The sequence below is a fragment of the Mesorhizobium prunaredense genome, assembly GCF_900156895.1.
Taxonomy (GTDB): Bacteria; Pseudomonadota; Alphaproteobacteria; order Rhizobiales; family Rhizobiaceae; genus Mesorhizobium; species Mesorhizobium prunaredense.
In genome coordinates, this window is the sequence record NZ_FTPD01000001.1 from 1 (window position 1) to 26,121 (window position 26,121).

Consider the following 26,121-nt stretch of genomic DNA (forward strand, 5'->3'; position numbering starts at 1 on the left):
ATCCACAATTGATTGGAATTGACGGGTGCTGTCCCTCTGACCGTTCGGAAGTTTCGCTCAGGGAAGCGGGCGGTCAAGTATCCTGCCGCTGGTCCCTGTCGCGGCAGTTGAGAAGGTCGACCAGATCGTCGGCCTCTTCGATCGGCATGTCGATCAACGGGACGCCGACCTCGACAACCGGCAGCCCCGTGAACACATCGATGATGTCCCAGGTGCCTTCAGGTGTCTTCTCAATGTCGTAACGTTGAGTCATAGGGTGCAGGAGAAGATTAGTGGGTGCAGGAGAAGATTGGCGCGTTTACTCGGTTATCGCTCGTTTGGGCTCCGGGAATGCGGAAACGGCTCCCGCCCGGCCTGATCAAGCGCCTCAAGCAATGGGACAAAGGTGCTGGGCAGTCGTGGGTCGACGGCAAGATTCAGCATGCCGTGCAGATGCCGGCGATAGTCTTCGGAACGCAGCAATTCCCTTACCGCGTAGGCAACAGACTTCCCTTGTCCTGTGTCAAACTCTGTCATGTCCGGGGTTCCAGTAGCTTAGCCCGAAACTCAGCCGCTCCGAAATGGTTCCAGCGATCTTGTTGAACGTGATTGGCCCCTCGCTGGCGAGGGGATTGCCGCTGGCCGGGTCGCGGCAGCTATGCTGTGGATTTCGCACGGCGCTGATTTGCGCCACGGACCTGCCGCCAAGGCGGCTTTTTTACCAGTTCCTCTACACAGAGGATTGGTTCTTCGACTGACGGTCGCTGACGACCGGCCTACAACCGCCAATCTCCAACGTCTGCGATTCGCCGAAAGCCCCCGCGCCTTCTTCATCCTAGGGCGAAGCAAGGAGCGAAGCGACGCGGCGCAGACCCTACCGAAGTGGCGGGTGTTTGCAGCGCAGCGACAAGGCGTGCCTCCAGTATCAGATTTTTCGGTGGCAGAAGGTGGCTTGACGGCCCTTGGCTGGCGGCTGAAAAGGACTGGCCTGCGGACGTGGCGGAATTGGTAGACGCAAGGGACTTAAAATGCGGCTCAAGGCATCCCGATGTGTCCGCACCAGTCACGACAAGCCCGGTTTTCCGGCCTTTGTTTGATCCCGATTGCTGTTTGCGTACCGGCACGTCCTCGGCCTTCATCGCCAGTCCGGTGCCAATCGCGGTGCCAAAAAGATAGGCCCGCCGCGCACATCCTGCGACGGCGGGCTGCCGGGATGTCAGACGGCGAGCGATTCGAGGAACCGTTGCGCCCGCTCGGTGTCGACGGCGTCGGCCAAGTGCCCACCACGATCGATTACAGAGGCGAGGTAGAGCGCCTTGGCGGCGATCTCGCCCATATTCGTCGGCCTGTAGCTCAAGATCGCCTCGAGCGCCTGGTCCTCGGCTTTCTCAGCCGCCTCTAGCTTTTCTTCGGCGGCCCACAGCCCGGCGGCCTCGCGCATCGCCCTTTCCTCGGCGTCGTCGCGCCGCTCGTCGTCAAACGCCTCGTCGAGCCGGCGGTAGGTTTCGTATGACGCATCTTTTGCCGCGCAGGCGGCCTCGTGGACGTTGAGCAGCTGCTGCAGGTCCGCTGGCGCCTCGGAGAGGCCTAGCGCGTGTCCTGGGACCGCTGCGGCTGGAATGGCGACCATCGCGCCTATAACTGAACGTCGGGAAATCGAGGGCATGCCTTCGGCGGCTGCCCGAACTGAGTTCGGCATTGATTATTCCCCCTGGGGTCGACAGAACAGGATTGTTGTCGCACCGGAGAAGTTGCTGCGTCGTTCAGTTCGTGTCAATATGTTTCATATAGTTCTACTGAAAATAATGGGGATGATTAATGACGCGTGAACAGTGCCGTGCCGCCCGAGCGCTAATTGGCTGGTCGCAGCAACAGCTGGCCGACGCAGCGGCGATCGGTGTCGCCACGATCCGAGTTTTCGAAGCGGGGGGATCGGAACCGCGAAGCGCAACCCTTCAGGTGCTTAGTCTCGCCCTGGAGTCCGCCGGCGTGGTGTTTTTGGGCGATGGCACCTGCGTTGAGGGCGGGCCAGGCGTGAGGCTCCGGAGCGTTGCACCAGCAGCTTCATGAGCTTTCGGAGCCGGCTCGACGACCTGCCGCTCTTCGCCAGCGACTTGGAGATCGCCGAGGCAGTCGTAGGGAAGAGGTATGCGAAGGAATGGGCCCAAACACGGCTCCCAACGCTAGCGGGCAAGACGGGGTTTCCTCCAATCGATCCCTTCCATGAAGGGCGCCCGGTGCCGTTGGTGAGGCGTTTCTACGAGAGCTATCTGGGGCTCGGCGGCGTTGGCGCACCGCAAGGCGCTGCGGACCCAGCGGCCTGGAAATCCGCGATCCGGGGCAAAAGAAAGACCTAACTGGAGGGGTGGCTTTCCACAGATTCGGTTCAACAGAAGTCCCTTCCGGGGGAGAGGCGGCTTGCGTTTACCCGCAGCCGGCGCGATGCTGCCCGCCGTGGCGACCGGGGACAAACGAGGAGACTTGCCAGGGAGCGCACATGAAGCCCGGAATTATGGAAGACGTCCCGTGGGCGGACGCCATCACGGTTTACGACAAAGAGAATTTCACCATCTACTGTCAGATCCTCAACTACTGCGCCGACGACGCCAGCATAGAGGAGATGGCCGAGCGCATTCTCGGCATTGATCCCGTCCTTGAACCGGTCCGCGCGCGCAACGCTGTTCGCAGCCATATCGACCGGGCGAACTGGATGGTGACAACCGGTTCCAAGCACCTGTTCGCCGGCTGACAAGGGATCTGTTCGAACTCGCCGAAGGCCGACGCGTAGGGACCCACGACGCCTTCTCCGCGATCGCAAGCCGGTCGCCCGGGGTGTTGGACCCAGGCGGCCTTAGCCCAAATTTTCGCGATCAGACCTGACCGCGACCGCCGATCAGCCTTTACCTCGGCTTCGACGCGATCGCCTTGCGTTTGAAGGAATCGATAGCTTTGGTTGCGATGGCAGGTTTGATTTTGCCGATGCGCGCTTGGCCAGTTAGGTATTCTGGCAGGTGACTTCCGATGTAGGTCTCACGGAACCATTTGCGAAATTCGCCCAGCGCCTCGTCCGGATAGCAGTACGGGGTCTGCGGGTTTGACGGCGCCTGCGGGAAATAAACCGGGTAGTCGTGAAGGTACTTCTTCCGCGGCCCGTGGAGAATTTCGAGGTCCTCCGCGATCCAGTATTTCGACCAGCGCTGGCCAACACTGATGTCCGGAACGATGTGAGGGCCGACGTCGACGCCAGCGTTAATCATGGGAACGATCATGCCGGCGATCTCCTGATAGACGCTGAAGTACCCAGCCGGCACGGCGTTTGCGACGAGGCTGACCCGATCATGGAACTGCTGCCATGCCAGGCTAACTTTGCCATCGGGGTTGTATCCGACCTGAGCGTAGACGAAGTCTGAGAAGCCCTTTTTCGCGAGAATGCGATAGCTGCGAAGAGCGTGTGCGTTGTCGGTCGACACCTCGAAAGCGTAGTACTCAAGAACAGCCATGCAGACATGGGCAGGAATGGCGTGGTGGATTGTGCCATTTTTCTTGACCGCATGGAAAAAGACCGTGTCATCAAAGCCTTGAGCCTTGATGAGGTCGCGGATCTTCTTCTCTCTCGCCTTTACGGATCCGTCACCCCACTCGCTTGTGAGCTTCACAAGTGTCGTGTGATCGATGCCGCACATACGAGCCAGACCGCGCAGGGTCAGGAAAGGTGTGCCATCGCCGAGGACGCCCATACCGACGCCATCGACCTCAGCTTCCACAACGATTTCAAGATCGAAGGTGAGCTGACCGTTGGTGGTGGTCAAACTGCTATTGTTTGTCAATTTATCTAGCCTTTTCAGTTGGTTGAAGTGGTGATCAACCTGGCTAGAAAAGTTCGCCCTAAACATTACATTCAGGGGTGTCACCGAACGGCCCAGCCAAGCTGTTGGTCCGCTCGCAAAGCCGCCGCCCTTGCCGGGGAAGCGGCTTTTTTCTTCGGTCCGACTCTAATATAGCTTCAAACCAGGATTTCTCCAGTCAAAGCCATGTGGGCGCTCATCGATTTTTTCGGTTTTGATGGGGCCGCGATGTCGGACAGTCGCCCGGCCTTGATCAGCCGGCGATTGGGCACGCCCGCGCGGCCCTCATGTAACGATGCGCCGTGTTCTCACTGATGCCCGACTGCTCCCGTAGCCAAGGTCCGAAGTGGCCCCATGGGAGCTCGCCTTTCTTGGCGAGCAGCTCCCGGCCGAGGGCGAGCTTTTCCGCTGCGGACAAGCGGGCGCCATGCTTGAAAAGTGGCCGTCCCTTCTCAACCTCGCTCTCGTTTGCTCGGCGCACGGCCGCTGGCCCGGCCTGGCGGCCTGTGAGGCTCTCCCGCATCCGGCGAGCCTGCAGATAGAGCATGCCGGCCAGGGCATGGCGCTGCGGGACGATCGACCGCAGTTCGTTGGCGATCGCCATTAGCGGCCCGAGCGGCATCTTGTCGAACATTTCCAGGAAGGCCGTCGCATCAGCCTCGACGAGGTCGGCACAAGCGAGCACTAGATCGCTGATCGCCCAAAGAGACACCTCATCGATCAGAGCCTGGTTGCCCCGCCCTTGGGCGAGGACGCACAGCACGATGCGCGCGTGCGCCTCGCCGTGGCGATCGATGATGCGGCGAATCGTAGCCACAGCCCGAGTTTGACCCGGCTCCGGATACACGTGCCTGTCAACGATCTCGACGTCGAACTCGTCGCACAAAGCCTTGACGCGAGGATCGATCATGCGGCCGCGCTGTCGCCTGCCGCCTTGATCAGGCGCCGCCGCCTGGCGTTCTCGCGGCCCTTGCGCGCGATCTCGGCGCGCTTCTGCTCCGCCGCGGCTTCCTCGGCCGACAGCTTAGGAATGATCCTGTCCGGGCTCGCCAGCAGCCACAGCAGCGCCGTCGCCATCGCCTGCTGTGTCGTGCAACCTGGCTTCACGAATTGCGCCCACGCGCGGACCTGGCCGAGGTCGATGGCGTCGAACATGCCGGCGTGGATCTCGACCAGGCTGGAGAGCACGACGGCCGAAACCGCGGTGATGGTGTCCATCTGCAGCTCGGCGGCGTTGCCGTTGCTCTCGACGATCAGCCGCAGCACCAGGCGGAGATGATCGGCACCATGGGCCTGCCCGATGCGCTTCAGTGTCTTCGGGCAGAAGCAGACCCTCGGGCGTCCGCCCATAGCGCCGTGCAGTGCAGGTTTCAGGATGCGGATGCCGCATTGCCCGGCTACCAGGTGAACGTCACAAGGCTGCCGGCGGGAGACGCGAGACTGAGGCATCGCGCAACTAGCCGAGCGCCGGACCTTCAATCATCCATTCGTCGGTGCCGATCTTTTCGAGCGTCACGTAGCCGTACTGATATGCGATCGAGCCGACCGGGTCGATCTCGGTGACCTCGACCCAGAAATTTGACCGAGCAGCAATGATGTCGACCGAAGTGTCTGTTTCGACCTGTAGGGCTGCATCGAAATAGGTCGTGCCCGCTACAACGGGCACAGACCCGGAGCCGAAGTTGATCGACGCTGCTGACACGCCAGCCTCGAAGATCGAACTGACTGCCCCGTCGAAGTCCTTCGACCCGTCCTTGCGCAGCGCGAGAAATCCCCAAAAATCGGCGGAAAAATTTGCCGCTCTTACGACTGCCCCCGCATGGACACGAACGATGCCTGATCCGCTCGGGATACTAAGCCGCGTATTGTTGCTCGAATTGTCATGGAAGGCGTCGGTGTCATAGACCTCCGCGTCCCACGGCACAGCGGTTTCTGACGTGTAGTTGGCTCCGGTCTGGTCGGTCGCCCGCTTGACCATAGCCTTCATGGGACGGTTCGGCTTGATCCCGGTCGGCTTGTGCAGCGTCACGTCGCCGTCGACCGGCGCGATCGTCGGCAGGCCGGCGCCTTTGCGCACGCAACGGATGCGCGTGCCGATCGGGAATGCGATGACAGAGTTCTTCGGAATCGTGACCGCCTGCGCCGAAGCCCGATTGAAGATCACCGACTGATCGGCGTCGGCAAGCGCGAAGGTGTAGGTGGCGCCTGTTTGCTCGTTCTGCGGATTGAGCACCGGCACCGAAGCCAGCATGTCGCGCAGATCCTGTGCCGAGATATTGCCGGCAGCGTTGTCGGCAAAGAGTAGCGCCAGTGCTGAACGGGTTCGAACAGTATCGACCATTGGTCAGTTCCTTATCTGTTGAAGGCGGATGAAAAGGCGGACGAAAAGGCGCCCGCCGCGACAGCTTGCGCGGCCGGTCGGGAGACCTGCAGGCCGAGCCCGAGCCCGAGACGAAGGCCAGGCATCAGCGTTGGCCCTTCATGAGTTGCGCGTCCATGGCATTTTCCTTTCGTTGTTTCATAGCGGCCACCATGCCAGCGCGAGCACGACGCCAGCAGCCAGGGCGAAGGCCAGCCAGGCAATCATGCCGAACCGTGCGTTTCCGCCTGGCCGAGCTGGCGCTTCACCATCTCGTCGAGAGTGCCCATGACCTCAGTGAGGAACTGCTGCGCATCCGGCAGAGCAATCCGCACAACCGACCCGTCAGGCCGATCGAAATGAAACGCCAGCCACTGGCCGTCCATGGACGTGCCGACCCAAAAGCCGCTGCATTCGGCCGCCTCAAAGCTCCCGAACTGCTCTTTGAAGTCCAGCCGGTTCTGCTCGGCCTGCGATTCGAATTCGGGTGGCGGCACCCACCATTTCTCGGGAGTGGTCATCTCCGCAGTGCCTTTCTGCCGGTCGAGAGCAGGCCTGATTGGACCGCCGCGCTGCGCAGTCGGTTCAGCGCGATGTTGCCAATCGTCATGTCGTCGATCACCTCGCCGCCCGGAAGCTGGAGCATGAACGGCGTCCGGTCGCTGCTTGAGGAAGATCCCGCCAGGGCCGGCACCATGCCGCCGGCGGCCAGCCTCGGGATCGCCAGCTGTGACATCGAGCGGTTGAGGCCATCAGCCAGGCCGCCGACGCTGAAGCCGCGCAGACCCTGCAATGACGGCAGGAAGCCGTTGTTCAGCTTGTGGAAGAAATCGACGCCGAGCTGCCTCACCACTTTTGCTTGGATGACAAATTCGCCAGCACTCAGCCGCGCCAAGATCGAGTCCGTACGCGGACCGCCAGGACCGCGAACAGAGCCGCCGCCGGCGAACCCTTGCGTCGACCCGCCACCGCTCGACCCACCGCCGGCCGAAGCCTGCGCCCGCAGCGCCTTCGCCTGGGCAACCGCCTGCCGCAGGGCGGCGATGATTGAATTGATCTCGGAACGGATCTGCCCGGCCAGGCTGCGAATGACCGAGGTCAGGTTGCCGAACCCGCCCTGAATGAGCGAGCCAAGCCCGGAGAAAATCTGTGAGAAGATCGACGGCAGCTGCTGGAAAGGCTGGGCAACGGCGGTTGCTGCCTGTTGCGCGCCGCTTGTGTCGATGCCGGCGAGCGCCGAATTCAGGCCGCCGACGGCGTCGGTCGCGGCCTGCGGCAGCCGGTCAAGCTCGGTGATGACGCCGTCCACGCTCTCGGTGAGAGCCGCAGCGAGCCCACCGCCGGCATCCACTGAACCGATTGCGTCGTTCAGTCCGCCTGCCGCAGCTTCAGCCGCCGGCTTGATGCGGTTTACATCAGCGATGATGCCATCGACGGCCGGCGTGATGGAATTGGTCTTGAGCGAATCCGGCACTGTCCGGATGTGGCTGGCGATGTCGTCGGCAACCGCCTTAACCTTCGACCCCGCCGTCTCGGCACTGGCGGACACATCATCGAGCGCCTTTTTGGACTCCTCGACGCGCTTGGCGACGCCATCGACGACGTCGAAGACTTCCTTGGTCAGTTCGCCGGTGCCGCCGCCACGAGTGACAGTGATCTGATGGCCGAGGTTTTCGACCTTCTTGGCGGTTTCGTCGATTGCTACGCCGGCATCCTTCAATCCTGATGCGAAGCTGTCCTTGGTCTTCCCGGACAGGCGTTCGATTGCCGCCTGGGCTTCTTGAGCCGAGCCGGTGAAGACGGTGAAGACGTCTTTTGCCTGCCCAACCGCCGCCTCTGTGTCGCGAAGGGTGTCCGCGGTATTCAGCAGGGCAAGCGCGTACTCCTTGATCGGCGCGGCGTTTGTCGAACCGGCGATCGATTGAATCTTCTTCTTGAATTCATCGACATCGCCGCCCGTCGTGATGAACTCTTTCGAGAGATCACGCAGGGCTTCCGCCTGCTTGAGATCGTCGCCGGTCAGGTGCGCAACGCCCGTGCCGACCGACAAATCCTGCAAAGCCTTGCGGGCCTCGCCTGCAGCCGCAATCACGTCCTCAAGATTGGCGGTGACCTGGAGCAACGTGGCGTGTTCGATGGTGTCCGCCCAGTTTTCGGCTGAACCTTTCGCTTTGTCATAGGCCGCCTTCACGTCATCGACAATTTTCCTGTGCGCGCCCATCGCCACAGTCACCTGATCGGCGCTGTCCGCCCAAAGGCCAAGGGCACCCGAAATCGCCGCCAGGCCCGACAGTATGGCGACGATAGGATTTGCCCGAAGAAAGAGCAGCGCTGTGGCAAGCCCACGAACGGCACCAGCCAGCAACGCGGCACCTTCAAGCGCAATGCCGAACGCCCGCGTCATCAGGCCAAGACCGAGAAGCAGCGGGCCGATGGATGCCACGACGCCGCCGATGATGGTGCCAAATTTCAGCATCTCCGGGCTTACTTTGGCAAGCTCCTCGGTCCACTCGGTCAGTTGGATGACGATGTTCGTCGCGAAATCGAGAAAGCCGGAATCGCCGATAGCGATGCCCAGGTTGTTAAGCGCCTCGATCAGCTTACCAAGTTCCCCGTTGAAGCCCTTGACGCGCGTTGCGGCGATCTCGGCGGAATCCGTGTTCTTCAGTTTGGCCATCATATCGTCGATGCCCTTACCGCCCTGCCTCATGAGCGCGATCGCCGTTCGAAGGGCATCCGTGCCGAAGATGGTGCTTACCGAATCGTTTAGGTCTTCCTGCGATAGCTTGCCGAGCTTGTCCTGAAGCAGCTGCGCGATCTCCGACATCGATTTCATTCGGCCGGATGCGTCGAAGAACCTCAGGCCGAGCTTCTCCATCGCCGCCGCCGCTGGCGCCGACTGCGGCACCAACCGTGTCAGGAAGGTCTTGAAGGACGTGCCAGCATCAGAGCCCGAGGCGAAGGACGATGCCGTGGCGGCAATTACTGCGTTGAACTCTTCGAACTGAACGCCAAGCGCGCCGGCCGCACCGCCGGCTTGACCAATGGCGAGCCTGTAATCGTCGAAGCTCAGTTTCGATTCGATGGTGGCGCCGGTGATCTGGTCGACGATGGCCGGAAGCTGCGAAGCGCTGAGCTTGAACTGATTGATGACGTCGCCGACGACCGACGCGGAGGATGCGAGGCCGGTATCGTTCGCAGCCGCGAGGTCGACCATCGCCCTGGCGGCACCGCCCATGATGGTCTGAAAGTCGAGACCGACCTTAGCCAGCTCGGTCATGCCTTCGGCGGCCTCGGTGGTCGAAAAGACCGAGGCAACGCCAAGTTCCTTCGCCTTGGCCCTGGCATCTTCCAGCGCCGCGCCGGCGACGCCGGCATTGACGGCAAAGCTGTTCATCGCCTTCTGGAAATCGCCGGACACCTTGAGAATTCCAGCGCCAACGCCAACGATAGGGAGCGTCAGCGATGTCGTTAGCGTCCTGCCGACGTTCTGGATAGCCTTGCCGGCTTCGTTGAACGACTGGGCAAGCGACTTGATCTGAGCCTCGGCCTGCTTCAGCGAATTGAAGAAGCCCGGCGACAAGCCCTTCGTCTGGGCCGCCGCATCCTGTAGTTCCTTGAACGCCTTGCGGCCAGCGGCGCCGAACTCTTCTAGCTCGCGCTTGAGTTCCTTGCCGCCGTCCAGCTCTATGCGTTGTTTGATCGTCGCGGCCATCGGGTCTACTCTCCCATTTTTCTCAGAAGTGCATCGAGCTCGTCGTGGGCCTCTACCCAAGTCGTCAGCTCGTGCTTCTTGAGGAATTCGCGCTGGCGATCCACCAGGCCTAATACCAGGGCTGCGATTGCCTGCAGCTTGCTTTTGAACCCGGTTTTGTCGAAGCCCTCGCCGAGGTCCAGCGAGGCCTTCGTTTGATCGCCAAGTTTATGAACCTCGGCGACGCCGCGCTTGGCGATGTTGGCAGCCTCGGCCTTCATCGCCTCCCATGAACCGCGGTCGATCAGCTTCGCACCGCGCTCCGCGATGCGGAGGACAATTGCCGCCGTTTCCGCAATTACCCGAGCATCCTCCGATGCCGCCGGCAGCGCGCCTCGTCTCGCGATCTCGGCGGCGACGTCGCGCGCCCCGCGTCTCGCGTCCTCTATCTGGCGGGAGATATCATCGGCCACGGCGTGTTTCCTTCTCCGCGCCGATCGGCCGCCGCATCCAATCGTCGTTGGTGTTCAAGCGGGGATCATCGTCGTCGACGCGGACCTTGCTGATCACGAGTTCGGCGAACTCAAACGCTTTCGCCAGGTGCCGGTCGAAATCAAAGACAGGTGCATCATCGAGGAGGGTTGCGAGGTGGCGTGAGAGATACGCCCGGCAGTCATCCTGGAGCAGCTCCAGCCGATCGCGTTCACGAAGGCGGGCGGCGCGGTCGACGATGTGCCGAGAGGCCATGCCGGGCAGCAACTGCCAGGCAACCATGATTTGCCCGACGAAGATGTCGGCCTCATCCTCGGCATCTTGCCGTCTGACCAACTCGCCGGAACTACGGGCGAGACGCAGCTCGACCTCGGCCGCCCTAGCGGTTCGCAAGCGTTCAGTTGCGGGATCACCTCGACGTTGAGCGGCGTCAGCAGCGCGGTGCGCGATGTAGGCCTGCACGGTTGCCGGCGGGTCGAAACGCCCGCGCCCGAGCTTCGGCAAGACGCCAGCCGCGACGAGCTGGTTCAGCCGTTGAACGGTGACGCCGAGTAGAAACGCCATCGCCGACGAGCTCAAAGCAGGGATCTGATTACCAGCGGTCATTTTGAAAGTGAAAGCCCATTTTCAAAATCTCCAAATATTCAACAAAAATGGCCTCAGCCGTCCCGCATACAGTTTGGGGCTATGGAAGGACCCAATGCCCGGGGGGCGTCCCTGCAGCGGCGGCGGGCAATGGGGAATGGTTGCAGCCCTGCCGATCTTGACCCGCCGTTTGAAGACTGGCCGCGCGGCCAACGATGCGAAAGAAGGAGATCGGCTTGTCGGTGTTGGGCCGGCTGCGTGGCCCTCAAGGAGGATCGCATCGCTCATTTCGTGATGGCCGCCCGTTGCTCCATGCTGCTCCGGATGCGCGCGGCCTCGGCGACGCCGATCCCGCCCGCGGTGGCTCCATCGAAGCGCACAGGGTACGTCGCCATGCCACGCACCTGGGCGCCAGGATCGGCGCCGATGGTGACGAAGGACACCTCATAGGGCGTCCACCGCTCGACGACGTGCTGCTCTACTGCCTTGCCGGCGGCCTCGATGATGCGCACTCGGTCGACGCTGTAGCCGACCGACACGTTCTTGATGATCCTGTCTGCGACCATGCCGAACATCCGATCCGCGCGTTCGTCGATCCCGGCCGACGGGAACCGCACGATGGCCAGACCTTCCTTGCCCTTGATCCATGCGCGCTCGACCACGGCGACCTGTCCAGCGGTGCTGTAGGCGCCGTGGCTGTCGAGCACGGCGGCGCCGGCGTTCAGCCGGGTTAGGTCGATCGCATCGGGGGAGACGGTAAGCGTTTCGTCGAATGGAACGGCGGTGTCCCAGCCCGTATACCTCTGGCGTCGAACTGTTGCGCCGGTAGTGAAAACCAGCGTCACCGTCCTGGTCTCGACGTCGATCGCGCCGGCGCCGATAGCCTGCAACCGCGTCTGCAGCGGTAATGCATCCGGCAATCGGCGAGTGGCGACGGAAAGTGTTCGACTTGCAGGCCCTTCCTCGATGATCCTGCGGACGTCATCACCGGTGATCGTCTCGCGCACCAACAACTCGGCGGCGACGCGTTCGATCAGCGACCAGTTCTCGCCGACAAGCGCTTCGGCTTTGGACACGATCCTGATGCCGATATCGACCATCTCTCGCCGGGTCGGTGCCATGCCGAACTGTTCGAAGTAGTAGGCTCGGATCGCCGATCCCATGTCGTCGCGATCGACCATGCTGCCACGGATCGCCTCGCCTACGTCGAGCAATCGACGCGACGCACATTCGGCGGCAGCGGCGATGACCGCAGTTGCATAGGGGGCCGTCATCCTGGAAACTTGGCAGTAACCATCGGCGCCGCCTCGGGCGAGCGACGGCTTGATCGTCACGTCGCCAACGGCCGCGCCGAGGCGAATGGCGGCGATGGCGTGGGCGGCCTCGTGGCAGGCCGTCGCGCGGAGCTGGTCGGCCGACTGAGATGATGTAGAGACCATTTTCATGCTGCTTCCTCCCCGGCCTGATCGTCGTCGAGGATCGTCTCCTTGACGACACGTTGGCGGTCCGCCCGCTTGTCGACAGGCTTCTGCGTCGAGGTGGTGCGGCTGGCCGCAACGGCCTCGACTACGCGGTGACACTGCTGACCGATCGAGGTTACCAGGCCGTCAGGTCCGCACGGTGCCCACAGGTCGGCGGCGCCAGCGGGAAGAGCGGGTAGACGGATGGCGGCTGCGAGCGGGGTCACCTGGTCGGCGCCCTGCGCCTCCAGAAATACCGTGCGCAAGACGGTTTTCTTTTCGACCGGGTAGCGGCGAGGCTGGCCCTCGTTCCTGATGTCGACGACGAGCTCGCCAGTGCGAGCTGCTGCTCCCACGATAGCTTTGATGTCGGCGACTAAGCCGTTGTCGTCAGATTTGATGTTGCCGATCTGGTTGTCCTGGACAGCGCCCCATGCGGCAGCGGCGCCTGTGTAGAACCACTTTTCGGTTCTCTCCTCGCTTACGATCTCGCGTGGCGCGCCGCCGAGGCCTCGGGCGATATGTTCGGCCGAGCGCAGGCTCGTCTCACCGATGGGGAGCTGCTTGTTTGCGGCTTCGACCGCGACCTCGGCGGCAGCAACGGTTTCGATGATGTCGACGATTTGCCTGGCGAGCCCGGGATATTTCGCCAATGCTTTTCCGGCCTCGACGGTGGCAGCCTTTGCGGCTTCGAACCGCTGCCGGCGTTCGACTTCGATTTCCTCGGTGGTGATGTCGGCGAGCCGGTGCTCGAGCTCGCGGCGCATCGCGATCGAGCGCTCGATGACGCGATTGGCGGCGGTGATGCGTTCCTCGATGGCCGCCAAATCCTTGTCGTCGCCGCTGACCAGCAGATCCCGGCGTTCCGCCTCGAGGTCCTCGGCCGCACGTTCGGCGGCGTCGATGTCGAGTTTCGCGAGCGCGGCCTCGATTTCCTGGCGGCCGGTCTTCGGCTTACGGATCGTTGAAAGGAGGGATTTGAGGTCCATGTGGTCGCCTTCGTGAGTTGAGGGCGAGAATGGTGCGTCCCGCAACGCGAGTTCGCAACAGCCCGGAAATCCGGCCTTTCCTGATCGACAACGCGAGTGCGCGAGTTGAACGCGAGTAGTTTTCAGCGTCTCTTTCGTGAGTTGATTCGGGCTTTGATGCGTTCGACCGCCACAAGCCAGCGCCCTGTGTCGACGTCCTTTTTTCCGCACTCGTACGAGCGCGCCCAAAACCGGATTGTATCCTCCAATATACCAAACCTGGATGCGGCCTCGGCAACCTCGAGCATCGTCTCGCCGGCGAAACTGTCGACGACGGGATGATCCGCGTCCCGCATCGCGCGAAGTTCGGCGATGTCGTCGTCTACGCGGCGATCTGCCTCGAGACGGGCAAGACGGCGCTCAAGCTCATCGACGCGCCTGGCGAGATCCGTTTCAGCCATCGCCAGACTCGTGCCGGCGCCGTCGCAGTTCTCGATCGAGCACCGCGGCGACCAAGTCACCGGCGGCAGATCGTCCAGCCGCGGTGATGTCGCCGAGCTCGGCCTGCAGCCTTTCAGCCGACATGGTTTCCGCGCGGACGGCGAGCTCTGCGAGCGCATGGTCGACCAGGCGGAGAGCGAGAGCGGCGGCGGTCATGCGGCGTCGCCTTCGAAGTCGTCATCGTCGACAACGGGTGGTGAGACGAACACGATGTCAGGGTCAGCAGCACCGATTGTCATCAGCTTTCCGCTCTGTTTTACTTTCACACGAACTCTGCGTTCCTTGGGATAGATCTCGTCGATGACGCATAGTCCGAGCTTGGGAATCTCGGTCTCCATGCCGACCCAGCACGGTCGTGGTTGCCGTCTTTTCTCTTTCTCGGCCCTGGTGATGGGGACACGACGCGAGCCCTTGGCGAGCGGCGTCGTGTTCCCGTTCTTCAACGCTGATGAAGTGCTCGACGGACCATTGATCGTAGAGCGCGACGGTGGACGGCGGGCTGTAGGCAGCCCGCCTCCAGGCGCTTCAATGGGTTCATCAATGGGTTCACTCAAAGGGTTCCTCCCCGGATTTCCGTGGGGTTTGGCGTCGGATTTCCGTGGGGTTTGGCGTCGGATTTCCGTGGGGTTTGGGTTCGATCCACCCTCTTTCAAACCCTTCGGATTTCCGTGGGGTTTGACTTTATGGATAAGCCTGTATCGATGGGTCTGTCCTTTGCCGCCGGCGGTCCATGAGATGCTCAAATGACCGGCTGACTCGAGTGCCACTAATGCGGCATGCACTTGGGTCCAGCCTCGGCCGACGACGGCGGAAAGCGTGGGCACCGATGGCCATGCCTCTTCCGTCTCTCGGTTGAGATAGATGGTTGCGATCGCTGTTCCGATCGCTCTCGCCAGCAGCGGCAATGACACGTCCGTTATGACCTGCTCTATCCACGCCAGCTTCCTTGCCGTGAAGTCGTCGGCGGGTTTACTCATGTCGACCGCCTTGACGCTCAGCAGCGCGTAGCGCGCGGCGCTGACGTCGGTTGAGCTTCGGGATCAGGTTGAGCTTGTAGATCGTGAATTCCTCGCCCTCGAAGACGACGAACTCGTCGTCCTCGATATTGGTGATGCCGTTGGCGGCCAGGATGGCGTCCTGCTCGGCGCGCGAAAGCTGGCGGCTCATTGGTCAGCCCATCCGTCGACCGCATGACGTGCATTTGAACCGCTTGCCAGCCAGCAGCTCGGCCGGGAGCTCGACCTTTCCGCGGTGACCACAAGGGCATCGGAGGATCTTCGTCACCATCTCCGCCGCGGCTGCTTCCTTGCGGGCGCCCCGTCGCGGTTGACCTATGCTTTCGGCGCCGTGGCTCGCGATTCGCTGGCGGTCGCGGCTTTTGCCCCAATCACGCTTTGCCATCTGACGCCCCTCGGCCGTGAGGGCTGGCCTCGCGAAGGATCTGAACGGCCTCGATCGGGCCGACGCCGAAGCGCCTGCGCAGCATCGGGACGAGCGGCCGTTCGGCCGTCGACCAGTTCTCACGTAACCAGGCGACAGCGCAGTCGTGGTCGGTAGGAGGCGTGGCGGTCATTGTCATTTTTCTTCCCGCAGCCGATCGGCTTCCTTGTGCGCGAGCAGTAGCTCGGCCGTGGTAAGCTTGAAGTGATCGCGTAGCGCATGGGCATAGACGTTCGCGGGCGGCAGCTGCGATCGCGGCGTTTCCACAAGCCAACGAGCACATCGCGCGATCTTGTCGTTGCCGGCGAAATTCACCGGCGACATGGTTATGCGTCTCTGGTCTGGAATGTGGTTTTGAGCCCAAGCTTGGCGGCGATCGGCGCGACTGGTACCACGATCCTCTTGCCCATCCTGATCGTGTCAAAGTCGCCGCGCTTTGCGGCTTCATAGGATCCGTTGCGGCTTAGGCCGAAGAACACGGCGCCAGCGTCTGGCACGTCGACGGTGGCGCGCGACAAGGCTTCATCAAGTGTCATGTAAGCGATCTCCTTTGTTACTAAAATTACGTAATAAAGGATCACAGGGATTGAGCGCAATCGTTTTTTGTGTAATTTACCAATCAATACTGACAGGGACCAAAACGACATGGCGCGACCAAAGCTTACCGACGGGCAAATCGAACGATTCCAGATGGTGGTACCGACGGACGAAATCGGCGCGATCGAGAAGTGGCGTTACAATAATCGCATCACGTCAAAGTCGGAGGCGGTTCGCCGCCTGTGCCAGATCGGCTTGGCATTCGATAGTGAACAGCGATCGGCAAAGGATCTCATACGGAGCGCGCTCGACGCGACCACCACCGGGATGAGAGATCTTCTGGACGAGGCTGCAAATGCCGACGTCGACCTTAACGAAAGGCTTCGCCGTATCGCCTCCACGTTGATGGCAGCGGTTACGGCCGAGCTCGCCGCGTTCCAGGACATGGTTACGACCGACGGCACCGCCACAGCGATGCAGCGAGATGGCGAGATCGAGGACCTAAAGCTGGAGATCGCGAAGCTCAAGAAGGCTCTGAAAGGAGCAAATCGATGAGAGGAAATATCACCCGTCGCGGGAAAGGTTCCTGGCGCCTGAAATTCGATCTCGGCACAGATCCCGCCACTGGCAAGCGGCTAACCCAATACGCCACCGTGCGCGGCACGAAGAAGGAAGCCGAGGCAGAGCTTTCCAAGCGGCTACATCAGGTCGACGGCGGCAACTATGTGGCCAACTCAAAGGAAACGGTTGCCGAGCATGTCCGGAACTGGCTCAGCGCCAAAGCCGACCTCGCAGCGACCACAAGGGAGCGCTTCGAGAAGCTGGTCGAGAACCAGATCGTTCCGCAAATCGGCTCGCTGATCCTTCAGCAATTACGGCCTGCCCAGGTCACAGCATGGCACAACACCCTGCGCAAAGAAGGCGGCAAGGAAGGCGGTCCGCTGTCGCCGGCTACGGTTAGGCAGGCGCATAGAGTGCTGCACATGGCACTCGCAAGCGCGTTCGAAGACGAGAAGATTGCGCGGAACGTCGCGTCCGGGAGGAAACTCCCTAAGGCGAAGAGCGCGGATATTCAGATCCTACAGGATGGGCAGATCGCACCCCTGTTGGAGGCATTGCAGGGCCATTGGCTATCGCCTGTTGCCACCGTGGCTGTTGGCTCTGGCATGCGCCAGGGCGAAATCATGGGACTTCGTTGGGCTGATATTGACCTGGACAAGGGATCGCTACGGGTCGAACGGACCCTTGAGGAAACCAAGGCCACAGGGCTTCGATTTAAGGCGCCGAAGTCGAAGGCTGGTACACGCACCATTTCGTTGCCCGCAAGCACGGTGGATGCTCTAAAATCGCACAGGAAGCGGCAGCTTGAGATGCGCCTCGCGTTGGGGCTTGGGAAGCCAGGGAAAGATGCGCTTGTCTTCTCCGGGCCTGATGGGGACCCTATAGCACCGTCCCGCGTCGCAGGAGCTTGGCGCGATGCAATCGCCCGTTTGAGGCAGCGGAACGACAATGGCGCACCGCCTTTGGTTGAGCATCCAAAGGTTCGGTTTCATGACCTCAGACACACCCACGCTTCCGCCCTCATCGCGAGCGGGCTAGACGTGGTTGCAATTAGCCGTCGTCTAGGGCATGCGTCGCCGGTGGTCACGCTGTCGATCTACGCCCACTTGTTCAAGAGGTCGGACGACGGTGCGGCTGCGGCGATAGAAGCTGCGATGAGAACGGGCGCAGAACAGTAAACCGGCCTTCGGTGCCAATCCGGTGCCAAGTGTACGGAAACGACTAGACCCTAAGTCGCTTAAGTGCTTGTAATCGCGGCCTGCGGACGTGGCGGAATTGGTAGACGCAAGGGACTTAAAATCCCTCGATCTCTGATCGTACGGGTTCGATTCCCGTCGTCCGCACCAGCAACTCCGGCGCCACCCCGCTGGCGCATCCAGGTTCCGGCTTGGATCACACCCGGATCGGGTTCAGCTTCAGATGCTGGATCAGGATGATCGTCTTGGCGTCGATGATGCTGCCGTCGTAGATGCCGGCCAGCGCCTCGTCGAGCGGCATTTCCAGAACCTCGATGTCTTCGCCTTCGTCCGGCGCGCCGCCGCCGTCGGAGATGCGGTCGGTCGGTGAATAGCGGGCGACGAAAAACCAGAGCCGCTCGGTCACGCTGCCAGGGCTCATGAAGGGCGAAAACAGCCGTTCGACGTCCTTCATCCTATAGCCAAGTTCCTCTTCCGCCTCCTTGCGGATGCAGGTTTCGGGATCATGTTCATCGAGCAGGCCGGCGCAGGCCTCGATCAGCGGTTCGCGGTGGCCGGTGACGTAGGCCGCGTAGCGGAACTGCCGCACCAGCAGAACCGTCGAGCGCTCCGGGTCGTAAGGCAGGATCACCGCGCCATCGCCGCGATCGTAGGTCTGGCGAATCTGCGTCTCCCACTGCCCGTCGCGCCGGCGATAATCGAGGACGGTCTTTTTCAGGACGGCCCAGTCGTCGGAAAGGACTTCCTCCGAACGGATGCGAATGCGGTCTTCCATGGTGAACTCCGTGTTGGCGGTGAGGCGTAGCCGCGAACCGGCCTCTGTGCAATCCCGATAGGCCCAGAGGCGCGCTTCACCGCCTCGTGTATGGCGCAGGCGCAAACCATTGCCTAAATAGCGACAGCCCCTCCCCGGAGTTTCCTGATGACCCCTTCCCTTTTCCAGCCGATCACGCTTGACGGCCTGACCTTTCCCAATCGCATTGCGGTGGCGCCGATGTGCCAGTATTCCGCTGAAGACGGCTCGGCCAGCGACTGGCACCTGTATCACTGGATGAACCTGGCGATGTCCGGCGCCGGCATGGTCACCGTCGAGATGACCGACGTCGAGCGGCGCGGCCGCATCTCGCATGGCTGCCTCGGCCTTTATTCCGACGACAACGAGGCGGCCGCCCGGCGCGCGCTGGATGCGGCCAAGCGCGTCGCCGCCCCCGGCACCAAATTCGGCACGCAGCTTGCCCATGCCGGCCGCAAGGCCTCCAACCAGAAACCTTGGGAAGGCGGCGGGCCGCTGAAGGCCGATCAGGACCCGTGGCCGATCGTGTCGGCCTCGGCCATCGCTTACGACACCGGCTGGCAGGTGCCGCGGGCGCTGGAGGATGAGGAGATCCTGCAGATCATCGAGCGCTTCGCCGAGGCGGCAAGGCGGGCCGAACGTGCCGGCTTCGACTTCATCGAATTGCACGCGGCTCACGGCTATCTGATCTTCCAGTTCCTGTCGCCGCTTTCCAACCAGCGCACCGACCGCTGGGGCGGCTCGCTGGAAAACCGCATGCGTTTTGCCGTCGAGATCGCCAAGGCGGTGAGAAAGGCAGTGCCCAGGCTGATGCTCGGGGCGCGCCTGTCGGTCAAGGAATGGGTCGATGGCGGCTTCGACGTCGAGGACGCAATCGAAGTGGCCAAGGCGCTGAAGGCAGCAGGCGTCGCCTATCTCTGCTGCTCGAGCGGCGGCAATTCGCCGCTGCAGAAGCTGCCGACAGGTCGCGGCTACCAGGTGCATCTGGCGGAAGCCGTTCGCAACGGCGCCGGAATCCCGACACGGGCCGTCGGCCTGATCGACGATCCGAAGCAGGCCGAGGCGATCGTCGCCGAGGGCCGTGCCGACATGGTGGCCCTGGCCCGCGCCTTCCTCGCCGATCCGCGCTGGGCGTGGCGCGCCGCGGCCACCTTCGGCGAAAAAATCCAGCCGGCGCCGCAGCTTGCCCGCTCGGTGACGACGATGCAGCATTGGATGAAGGCGGCCGGCTGACCGGCCCGATTGCAGGGCTGCCGCCGCAACCACCGCTATCCCCGGGACATTTACGCACGTCGAGGGGCGTGCAACCAAATCGGCGGCTCCGCGTTGGCGGCGATGATGGACAGCAAGCCTTTTGAAAAGCCGGTCGTGGTCGAACTTGGCCATGTCGGCAAATACCGGGAAATCCGCAGCACCCAGGAAGCTGCGGAGTGCCTGATGACCGTCTGGCCGCTCAATCGTGGCCCCCGGCATCGCGATGCTCTCGACACTTGCCTAAAAGTGCTGGAAGGTTATCGTTCGACAGCGGATGCGCGCCGGGCATTGGTCGAGGCCGCCAAGGAATCGGACGTGCTGGTTCCCGACGAGAGATTGCCCCAAGGCAAGCTGCCCCAAGGCAAACTGCATTGAGCAAACCGAGCTTTTTCCACTGGAGGATTTCATGGCCAAGCTGACCTACAAGATCGTCGAGCATGACGGGGGCTGGGCCTATAAGGTCGGCGAGACATTTTCGGAGACATTCCCCACTCACGAGGATGCGCTGCGCGCCGCCGAGATCGCTTCGGCCGAACAGCAGGTCGCCGGCACCACCGACGGCATCCAGTACGAGGACGCCGACGGCAAATGGCACGACGAGCTCGCCGACGGCCGCGACCGGCCGCAAACCGAAGTTTCCGATTAGGCTGGTGTCGTTACTGATGGCTTCTCGCACCTCCGGTTTCAAGAGCTGGGGCTGGGCAAATCATTCTCTTGCTACGACCTTGGATATGGCGAACTCCAATCCCATTATGGACAAACACGATCAGGCGCGACGAAGAAGGGCGCTTGCCACGCAGCCGCTTTACAGGGCAGTCTGGTAGCGCTACCGTTTCATCATCGCGCGTGACCAGGGAGGAGCTTTGGGAACTGCCGCGGCCAGTCAGGAAAGCGGTTTCCTTCGAAGACGTCGCAGGAAGCATTCGGGAGGAAATCGATGGCGTCTGTCGCGATTGGCGATGTCTACAAATCATTCGGAACCGTCGAGATTCTCCACGGCGTCAGCGTCGACATAGATGACGGCGAGTTCGTTACGCTGGTCGGGCCGTCGGGCTGCGGAAAATCGACCCTTCTCAGGATGATCGCCGGCCTGGAAAAGATTTCGCGCGGCCAGATCGCGATTGGCGACCGTGTCGTCAACAATGTTGCGCCAAAAGAACGCGACGTCGCCATGGTCTTCCAGAACTACGCGCTCTACCCGCACATGACCGTCGCCGAGAACATGGCATTCTCGCTCATGCTCAAGGGCGTTGCGAAAGCCGAAAGCGCTGCCAGCGTCAAGCGCGCTGCCGAAATCCTGGGGCTGGTGCCATTGCTGGAGCGCTATCCCAGGCAGCTTTCCGGCGGCCAGCGCCAGCGCGTCGCCATGGGCCGGGCGATCGTGCGCGATCCGGCGGTCTTCCTGTTCGACGAGCCGCTGTCCAACCTCGACGCCAAGCTCAGGGTGCAGATGCGCGCCGAGATCAAGGAACTGCACCAGCGCCTGAAGACCACGACGGTCTATGTCACCCACGACCAGATCGAGGCCATGACCATGGCCGACAAGATCGTGGTCATGCATGACGGCATCGTCGAGCAGATCGGGCCGCCATTGGAACTCTACGACCGGCCGAACAATCTCTTTGTCGCCAGCTTTATCGGCTCGCCCGCCATGAACATGCTGAGGGGCGAAATCGCGACTGATGGCGGCTCACCGTCTTTTCGCGGCTCCGGCGGAATTTCCCTGCCGCTGGCCGCAGTACCTTCGATCGGCAGCGGCGAACAGGTGGTGCTCGGGATACGGCCCGAGCATCTGCAGCTGTCCGATGACCAGGGTATTCCGGTCACCGTCGCGGTGGTCGAGCCGACCGGACCGGAAGTGCAGCTCATCGGCCGGACGGCCGGCGGCGAAGAGATCGCCGCCAATTTCCGCGAGCGCCATTCCTTCACGCCGGGCGAGACCGTACGGCTTACGGCCGAGCCCGGCCTCATTCATCTCTTTCATGGCGAAACCGGGCAGCGCTTCGACATGCGCACCCGGCAGTAAGAACCACGGCAAGGACATAAACAGGAGGAGACGAGCATGAAATTCACCAGACGTGACGTGATCCGCACGACCGCCGGCGTGGCGGCGGGAGCCTTGGGAAGCCGGTTCGTCGGCTCTTCCGCCTTTGCCCAGGAGGGGTTGACGTACAAGCCCGAAGACGGCGCAAAGCTGCGGATGCTGCGCTGGTCGCCGTTCGTACAGGGCGATGAGGATCAATGGCTGGCCAACACCAAGCGGTTCACCGAGGCGACCGGCGTCGAGGTCCGCGTCGACAAGGAAAGCTGGGAGGACATTCGCCCCAAGGCGGCAGTTGCCGCCAATGTCGGCTCCGGTCCCGATCTGATGCTGGTCTGGTTCGACGACCCGCATCAATATCCAGACAAGCTGCACGACGTGTCGGAACTGGGTGAGTATCTCGGCTCGAAATATGGCGGCTGGCACGACGGACCAAAGCAATATGCAACGCGCGAGGGAAAATTCCTCGGCCTGCCCCTGGCCACCATCGGCAATGCCATTGTCTATCGGGAAAGCTGGGTAAAGGAGGCTGGCTTCTCGGAATTTCCGAAGGACACGGCGGGCTTCCTCGAGCTTTGCAAGGCCTTGCAGGCGAAGGGCCATCCGGCCGGTTTCACGCACGGCCATGGCGTCGGCGACGGCAACAACTATGCTCACTGGCTGCTGTGGAGCCATGGCGGCCAGATGGTCGACGAGAGCGGAAAGGTGACGATCAACAGCCCCGAGACGCTCAAGGCGATCGAATACGCGCAGGAACTCTACAAGACCTTCATCCCCGGCACCGAAAGCTGGCTCGACGTGAACAACAACCGCGCCTTCCTGGCCGGCGAACTGGGCGTCATCGCCAACGGCATTTCCGTCTATAACACGGCCAAGACCAACAAGGACAATGATCCGAAACTGGCTGAAATCGCCAAGGACATGCGCACGACCAGCCTGCCGATCGGTCCCGTCGGGAAATCGGTCGAGCTGTTCCAGGTAACCACGGCCGTGATCTTCGACTACACGCCCTACCCGAATGCGGCCAAGGCCTATCTACAGTTCATGTTCGAGGAACAGCAAATGGCGGAGTGGATCACCTCCTCGGCCGGCTACTGCTGCCAGACACTCAAGGCCTTCGAAAACAATCCGGTGTGGACGGCCGACCCGAACAACGCCGCTTACGCCAAGGCCTCGGCGACGCTGCGTCCCAACGGTTATGCCGGGCCGCTCGGCTACGCGTCGGCGGCGACCATGGCCGACTATGTCCTGGTCGACATGTTCGCCAAGGCGGTGACCGGCCAGGCGACGGCGCAGGAGGCGATGGAAGAGGCGGAGAAACGCGCCAACCGCTACTATCGCGTTTGATCGCAGCCGAGCCGGGCAGCCGCGACGCGCTGCCCGGTCTGGTTCCCAGAATCGCGTGGCGACCACTCGGGCCACCATGCCACCAGACCTCATGAGGAGCCGTCCCATGGCCGTGTCGTCCGCTGCCGTTCAGCCGCGTCCGTCGATCCTGTCGCGGAGCCTGTCGCTCCTGGCCGACAGCCGCAACGCGCTTGGCTTCGGCTTCATGCTGCCGGCGGCAGCGCTGCTGCTGGTCTTCCTGACCTATCCGCTCGGGCTCGGCATCTGGCTCGGCTTCACGGATGCCCGCATCGGCCGCCCCGGCATCTTCATAGGCATCGAAAACTACCAATATCTGTCGGAGGACGCCGTCTTTTGGCTCTCCGTCTTCAACACCTTGCTCTACACGATAAGCGCGTCGATCCTGAAATTCGCGCTCGGCCTCTGGCTGGCGCTTATCCTCAATCAGAACCTTCCCTTCAAATCGTTCTTCCGCGCGATCGTGCTGCTGCCGTGGGTGGTGCCGACGGTGCTGTCGGCAATCGCCTTCTGGTGGATCTACGATTCGCAGTTCTCGATCCTGTCCTGGGCACTGATAGAAATGGGCCTGATCGACCATCGCATTAATTTCCTCGGCGATCCGGTGAACGCGCGCGCTTCGGTCATCGCCGCCAACATCTGGCGCGGCATTCCGTTCGTCGCCATCACGCTGCTGGCCGGCTTGCAGACTATACCCCAGTCGCTCTACGAGGCCGCCACGCTTGACGGCGCCAGCCGCTGGCAATTGTTCCGTTTTGTGACGCTGCCGCTGCTGACGCCGATCATTGCCATCACCATGACGTTTTCGGTGCTGTTCACCTTCACCGATTTCCAGCTGATCTATGTGCTGACCCGCGGCGGACCGGTCAATGCCACCCATCTGATGGCGACACTGTCGTTCCAGCGCGGCATTTCGGGAGGCCAGCTTGGCGAGGGCGCCGCCATCGCGGTCGCCATGATACCGTTCCTGCTTGCGGCGATCCTGTTCAGCTATTTCGGCCTGCAACGCCGCAAATGGCAGCAGGGCGGAGGAGACTGACATGGCTGAGACCGCGATCAAAAAAACGAAACGGCAAGAACTCGACGAAGGCGGCATGGGCTATCTTCAGAGCCTGCCGCGGCGCGTGGTGACGGTCTATCTGCCGTTGCTGGTGTTCGTCATCGTGCTGTTGTTCCCGTTCTACTGGATGACGATCACGGCGATCAAGCCCAACCTCGAGATGACCGACTATGCCAATTTCAATCCGTTATGGGTCGTGCATCCGACATTCGAGCACATCCGCTATCTCTTGTTCGACACGTCCTATCCGGGCTGGCTGCTCAACACGATCATCATTTCCACCGCCGCCACCTTCCTGTCGCTGCTGGCTGCGGTGTTCGCGGCCTATGCGATCGAACGGCTGCGGTTTTCGGGGGCGCGGCCGGTCGGGCTGGCGATCTTCCTCGCCTATCTCGTGCCGCCCTCGATCCTGTTCATTCCGCTGTCGGTGATGGTGTTCAACCTTGGGCTTTACGACACGCCCTTCGCGCTCATCCTCACCTACCCGACCTTCTTGGTGCCTTTCTGCACCTGGCTGCTGATGGGTTACTTCCGTTCCATCCCGTTCGAACTGGAAGAATGCGCGCTCATCGACGGGGCGAGCCGCTGGCAGATCCTCATCAAGATCGTGCTGCCGCTGTCGGTGCCCGGCCTGATTTCGGCCGGCATCTTCGCATTCACCCTGTCATGGAACGAATTCATCTATGCGCTGACGTTCATCCAGTCGTCCGAAAACAAGACGGTACCGGTCGGGGTGCTCACGGAACTTGTCCGCTCCGACGTCTATGAGTGGGGAGCGCTGATGGCCGGAGCCCTGATCGGCTCGCTGCCGGTGGTGGTGCTCTATTCGTTCTTCGTCGAGCACTACGTCTCCTCGATGACCGGTGCGGTGAAGGAATAGCGCCCTGCCGCAGTCGGCGCTCGACCGGCCATTTGTCGAAGTCGGCGCCGCCCCTCATCCGCCTGCCGGCACCTTCTCCCCGTATAGTGACGGGGCGAAGGGGCTGGCTGCGGCCTCGGCACCCATTCTGCAACACTGGAGATTGGCGAAATCCTTTGCGAAGGCATCTTTCTCCCCGTCACTATCCGGGGAGAAATGCCCGGCAGGGCAATGAGGGGCGGCGCCAACCAATGCGATTGCTCTGCTGCTGCAGCGTTATCAATACGGGCATTGCCGCCAACCATCCGCCGCGTTATCTCGGGCGACCTTGTCTGCCCAGGCGACCTTGTCTGCCTCAACTGACCTTTTGCCGGAGCCTGCCAATGCCCGAAATCGTCACCGCCGCCATGCTCGTCATCGGCGACGAGATTCTGTCCGGCCGCACCAAGGACAAGAATATCGGCCACCTCGCCGACATCATGACGGCGATCGGCATCGACCTGAAGGAGGTGCGCATCGTTGCCGACGAGGAAGACGAGATCGTCGCCGCAGTGAACGCCCTGCGTGCCCGCTACACCTACCTCTTCACCACCGGCGGCATTGGTCCGACGCATGACGACATCACCGCGGATGCCATTGCCAAGGCCTTCGGCGTGCCCTGCGACTACGACGCCAAAGCCTATGCCATGCTGGAAGCGAGCTACGCCGCGCGCGGCATCGAATACACCGAGGCGCGCAAGCGCATGGCGCGGATGCCGCGCGGTGCCGACCATATCGACAATCCGGTGTCGATCGCGCCGGGCTTTCGCATCGGCAACGTCCATGTCATGGCCGGCGTGCCGTCGATTTTCCAGGCGATGCTCGACAATGTGGTGCCGACGCTGAAGGCCGGCACCAAAATGCTGTCGGCCACGGTGCACTGTCCGTTCGGCGAAGGCCTGGTCGGCGGACCGCTGGGCGACATCCAGAAGGCGCATCCGGATACGATCATCGGCTCCTACCCGAAATATAACGATGGCAAGTTCTGGACCGAGTTGGTCGTCCGTGCCCGCAGCCAGCAAGCGCTGGACGCCGCCCGCGCCGATGTCGAAGCGATGGTCGCAGGCCTCACCAGCGCGGCCAATTGATCTAA

At 62.2% G+C, this 26,121-nt stretch carries 32 protein-coding genes and 1 tRNA gene; 13 read left to right on the forward strand and 20 right to left on the reverse strand.

Annotated elements, in window-relative coordinates:
* Positions 1-73: 73 nt before the first annotated feature.
* Complete coding sequence (locus BQ8794_RS00005) at positions 74-253, reverse strand: hypothetical protein (protein WP_077371341.1); 180 nt, start codon at positions 251-253, stop codon at positions 74-76.
* A 942-nt stretch (positions 254-1,195) separates the two neighbouring features.
* Positions 1,196-1,678 (reverse strand): hypothetical protein, encoded by a 483-nt coding sequence (locus tag BQ8794_RS00010; RefSeq protein ID WP_143744407.1) that lies wholly within the window; start codon positions 1,676-1,678, stop codon positions 1,196-1,198.
* 119 nt (positions 1,679-1,797) lie between these two features.
* Between BQ8794_RS00010 and BQ8794_RS00015 the strand changes: the two genes are divergently transcribed.
* Together BQ8794_RS00015 and BQ8794_RS00025 are read left to right on the forward strand one after the other, a co-directional pair.
* Complete coding sequence (locus BQ8794_RS00015; RefSeq protein WP_077371347.1) at positions 1,798-2,049, forward strand: helix-turn-helix domain-containing protein; 252 nt, start codon at positions 1,798-1,800, stop codon at positions 2,047-2,049.
* A gap of 427 nt (positions 2,050-2,476) precedes the next feature.
* Positions 2,477-2,728, forward strand: a complete 252-nt coding sequence (locus BQ8794_RS00025; protein ID WP_077371353.1) for a hypothetical protein — start codon at positions 2,477-2,479, stop codon at positions 2,726-2,728.
* A gap of 151 nt (positions 2,729-2,879) precedes the next feature.
* Here the strand turns inward: BQ8794_RS00025 and BQ8794_RS00030 are convergent, their stop codons facing one another.
* The 17 genes from BQ8794_RS00030 to BQ8794_RS00110 all read right to left on the reverse strand — a co-directional run bounded on the left by BQ8794_RS00030 (position 2,880) and on the right by BQ8794_RS00110 (position 15,859).
* Complete coding sequence (locus tag BQ8794_RS00030) at positions 2,880-3,806, reverse strand: BstA C-terminal domain-containing protein (protein ID WP_077371356.1); 927 nt, start codon at positions 3,804-3,806, stop codon at positions 2,880-2,882.
* Between the two features lie 271 nt (positions 3,807-4,077).
* Positions 4,078-4,734, reverse strand: a complete 657-nt coding sequence (locus BQ8794_RS00035) for a hypothetical protein (protein ID WP_077371359.1) — start codon at positions 4,732-4,734, stop codon at positions 4,078-4,080.
* Complete coding sequence (locus BQ8794_RS00040) at positions 4,731-5,273, reverse strand: hypothetical protein (RefSeq protein WP_143744408.1); 543 nt, start codon at positions 5,271-5,273, stop codon at positions 4,731-4,733. The genes BQ8794_RS00035 and BQ8794_RS00040 overlap by 4 nt, the downstream gene beginning before the upstream one ends.
* A 7-nt stretch (positions 5,274-5,280) precedes the next feature.
* Positions 5,281-6,165, reverse strand: a complete 885-nt coding sequence (locus tag BQ8794_RS00045) for a hypothetical protein (protein ID WP_077371365.1) — start codon at positions 6,163-6,165, stop codon at positions 5,281-5,283.
* A gap of 242 nt (positions 6,166-6,407) precedes the next feature.
* Entirely contained in the window at positions 6,408-6,704 is a 297-nt protein-coding gene (locus tag BQ8794_RS00050; RefSeq protein ID WP_077371368.1) for a hypothetical protein, read from the reverse strand.
* Positions 6,701-9,898: a phage tail tape measure protein gene (locus BQ8794_RS00055; protein ID WP_077371372.1), complete on the reverse strand. Its 3,198-nt coding sequence runs from the start codon at positions 9,896-9,898 to the stop codon at positions 6,701-6,703. The genes BQ8794_RS00050 and BQ8794_RS00055 overlap by 4 nt, the downstream gene beginning before the upstream one ends.
* A 5-nt stretch (positions 9,899-9,903) precedes the next feature.
* Positions 9,904-10,350, reverse strand: coding sequence for a hypothetical protein (locus tag BQ8794_RS00060; protein WP_077371376.1), 447 nt, complete (start codon positions 10,348-10,350; stop codon positions 9,904-9,906).
* Entirely contained in the window at positions 10,340-10,933 is a 594-nt protein-coding gene (locus BQ8794_RS00065; RefSeq protein ID WP_143744409.1) for a hypothetical protein, read from the reverse strand. Before BQ8794_RS00065 ends, BQ8794_RS00060 begins: the two co-directional genes overlap by 11 nt.
* Positions 10,934-11,238: 305 nt before the next feature.
* The gene (locus BQ8794_RS00070; protein ID WP_077371382.1) at positions 11,239-12,399 is read right to left on the reverse strand and encodes a hypothetical protein; all 1,161 of its coding nucleotides are present in this window, start codon (positions 12,397-12,399) and stop codon (positions 11,239-11,241) included.
* Entirely contained in the window at positions 12,396-13,403 is a 1,008-nt protein-coding gene (locus BQ8794_RS00075; RefSeq protein WP_077371385.1) for a hypothetical protein, read from the reverse strand. Before BQ8794_RS00075 ends, BQ8794_RS00070 begins: the two co-directional genes overlap by 4 nt.
* Positions 13,404-13,525: 122 nt before the next feature.
* Positions 13,526-13,843, reverse strand: coding sequence for a hypothetical protein (locus BQ8794_RS00080; RefSeq protein ID WP_077371388.1), 318 nt, complete (start codon positions 13,841-13,843; stop codon positions 13,526-13,528).
* A complete protein-coding gene (locus BQ8794_RS00085) occupies positions 13,836-14,039 on the reverse strand; it encodes a hypothetical protein (protein WP_077371391.1) in 204 nt (67 codons plus the stop codon). Before BQ8794_RS00085 ends, BQ8794_RS00080 begins: the two co-directional genes overlap by 8 nt.
* Complete coding sequence (locus BQ8794_RS34270) at positions 14,036-14,860, reverse strand: hypothetical protein (protein WP_143744410.1); 825 nt, start codon at positions 14,858-14,860, stop codon at positions 14,036-14,038. Before BQ8794_RS34270 ends, BQ8794_RS00085 begins: the two co-directional genes overlap by 4 nt.
* A complete protein-coding gene (locus tag BQ8794_RS00095) occupies positions 14,853-15,050 on the reverse strand; it encodes a hypothetical protein (RefSeq protein ID WP_077371397.1) in 198 nt (65 codons plus the stop codon). Before BQ8794_RS00095 ends, BQ8794_RS34270 begins: the two co-directional genes overlap by 8 nt.
* 220 nt (positions 15,051-15,270) lie before the next feature.
* Positions 15,271-15,462, reverse strand: a complete 192-nt coding sequence (locus tag BQ8794_RS00100; RefSeq protein ID WP_143744411.1) for a hypothetical protein — start codon at positions 15,460-15,462, stop codon at positions 15,271-15,273.
* Complete coding sequence (locus tag BQ8794_RS00105; RefSeq protein WP_077371403.1) at positions 15,459-15,647, reverse strand: hypothetical protein; 189 nt, start codon at positions 15,645-15,647, stop codon at positions 15,459-15,461. The genes BQ8794_RS00100 and BQ8794_RS00105 overlap by 4 nt, the downstream gene beginning before the upstream one ends.
* A 2-nt stretch (positions 15,648-15,649) precedes the next feature.
* On the reverse strand, positions 15,650-15,859 hold the full coding sequence (locus BQ8794_RS00110) for a hypothetical protein (RefSeq protein ID WP_077371406.1): 210 nt from the start codon (positions 15,857-15,859) through the stop codon (positions 15,650-15,652).
* Between the two features lie 109 nt (positions 15,860-15,968).
* On the opposite strand from BQ8794_RS00110, the gene BQ8794_RS00115 reads away from it, so the two are divergent.
* The 3 genes from BQ8794_RS00115 (at position 15,969) to BQ8794_RS00125 (ending at position 17,767) form a co-directional block, all read left to right on the forward strand.
* Complete coding sequence (locus BQ8794_RS00115) at positions 15,969-16,415, forward strand: hypothetical protein (protein WP_077371409.1); 447 nt, start codon at positions 15,969-15,971, stop codon at positions 16,413-16,415.
* Positions 16,412-17,599 (forward strand): tyrosine-type recombinase/integrase, encoded by a 1,188-nt coding sequence (locus BQ8794_RS00120; protein WP_077371411.1) that lies wholly within the window; start codon positions 16,412-16,414, stop codon positions 17,597-17,599. The genes BQ8794_RS00115 and BQ8794_RS00120 overlap by 4 nt, the downstream gene beginning before the upstream one ends.
* Before the next feature lie 82 nt (positions 17,600-17,681).
* Positions 17,682-17,767 (forward strand) — tRNA-Leu (locus tag BQ8794_RS00125).
* Between the two features lie 46 nt (positions 17,768-17,813).
* Here BQ8794_RS00125 and BQ8794_RS00130 read toward each other — a convergent pair.
* Positions 17,814-18,392 carry an NUDIX domain-containing protein gene (locus tag BQ8794_RS00130; protein WP_077371414.1) on the reverse strand — a complete coding sequence of 193 codons (579 nt, stop codon included), beginning with the start codon at positions 18,390-18,392 and terminating at the stop codon, positions 17,814-17,816.
* Between the two features lie 147 nt (positions 18,393-18,539).
* Here BQ8794_RS00130 and BQ8794_RS00135 point away from each other — a divergent pair, with 147 nt between their 5' ends.
* From BQ8794_RS00135 to BQ8794_RS00170, 8 genes are all read left to right on the forward strand, one after another.
* On the forward strand, positions 18,540-19,643 hold the full coding sequence (locus BQ8794_RS00135) for an NADH:flavin oxidoreductase/NADH oxidase (protein ID WP_077371417.1): 1,104 nt from the start codon (positions 18,540-18,542) through the stop codon (positions 19,641-19,643).
* Between the two features lie 9 nt (positions 19,644-19,652).
* Entirely contained in the window at positions 19,653-20,039 is a 387-nt protein-coding gene (locus BQ8794_RS00140; RefSeq protein ID WP_244554812.1) for a DUF982 domain-containing protein, read from the forward strand.
* A gap of 31 nt (positions 20,040-20,070) precedes the next feature.
* Positions 20,071-20,310: a DUF2188 domain-containing protein gene (locus BQ8794_RS00145; protein WP_077371423.1), complete on the forward strand. Its 240-nt coding sequence runs from the start codon at positions 20,071-20,073 to the stop codon at positions 20,308-20,310.
* Between the two features lie 291 nt (positions 20,311-20,601).
* A complete protein-coding gene (locus tag BQ8794_RS00150) occupies positions 20,602-21,690 on the forward strand; it encodes an ABC transporter ATP-binding protein (protein WP_077371426.1) in 1,089 nt (362 codons plus the stop codon).
* 36 nt (positions 21,691-21,726) lie between these two features.
* A complete protein-coding gene (locus BQ8794_RS00155) occupies positions 21,727-23,052 on the forward strand; it encodes an ABC transporter substrate-binding protein (RefSeq protein ID WP_077371429.1) in 1,326 nt (441 codons plus the stop codon).
* 205 nt (positions 23,053-23,257) lie between these two features.
* A complete protein-coding gene (locus tag BQ8794_RS00160; RefSeq protein WP_425293516.1) occupies positions 23,258-24,109 on the forward strand; it encodes a carbohydrate ABC transporter permease in 852 nt (283 codons plus the stop codon).
* 1 nt (position 24,110) lies between these two features.
* On the forward strand, positions 24,111-25,010 hold the full coding sequence (locus BQ8794_RS00165; protein ID WP_077371435.1) for a carbohydrate ABC transporter permease: 900 nt from the start codon (positions 24,111-24,113) through the stop codon (positions 25,008-25,010).
* A gap of 362 nt (positions 25,011-25,372) precedes the next feature.
* Positions 25,373-26,116 carry a competence/damage-inducible protein A gene (locus BQ8794_RS00170; RefSeq protein ID WP_077371438.1) on the forward strand — a complete coding sequence of 248 codons (744 nt, stop codon included), beginning with the start codon at positions 25,373-25,375 and terminating at the stop codon, positions 26,114-26,116.
* The last annotated feature ends 5 nt before the right edge of the window (positions 26,117-26,121 follow it).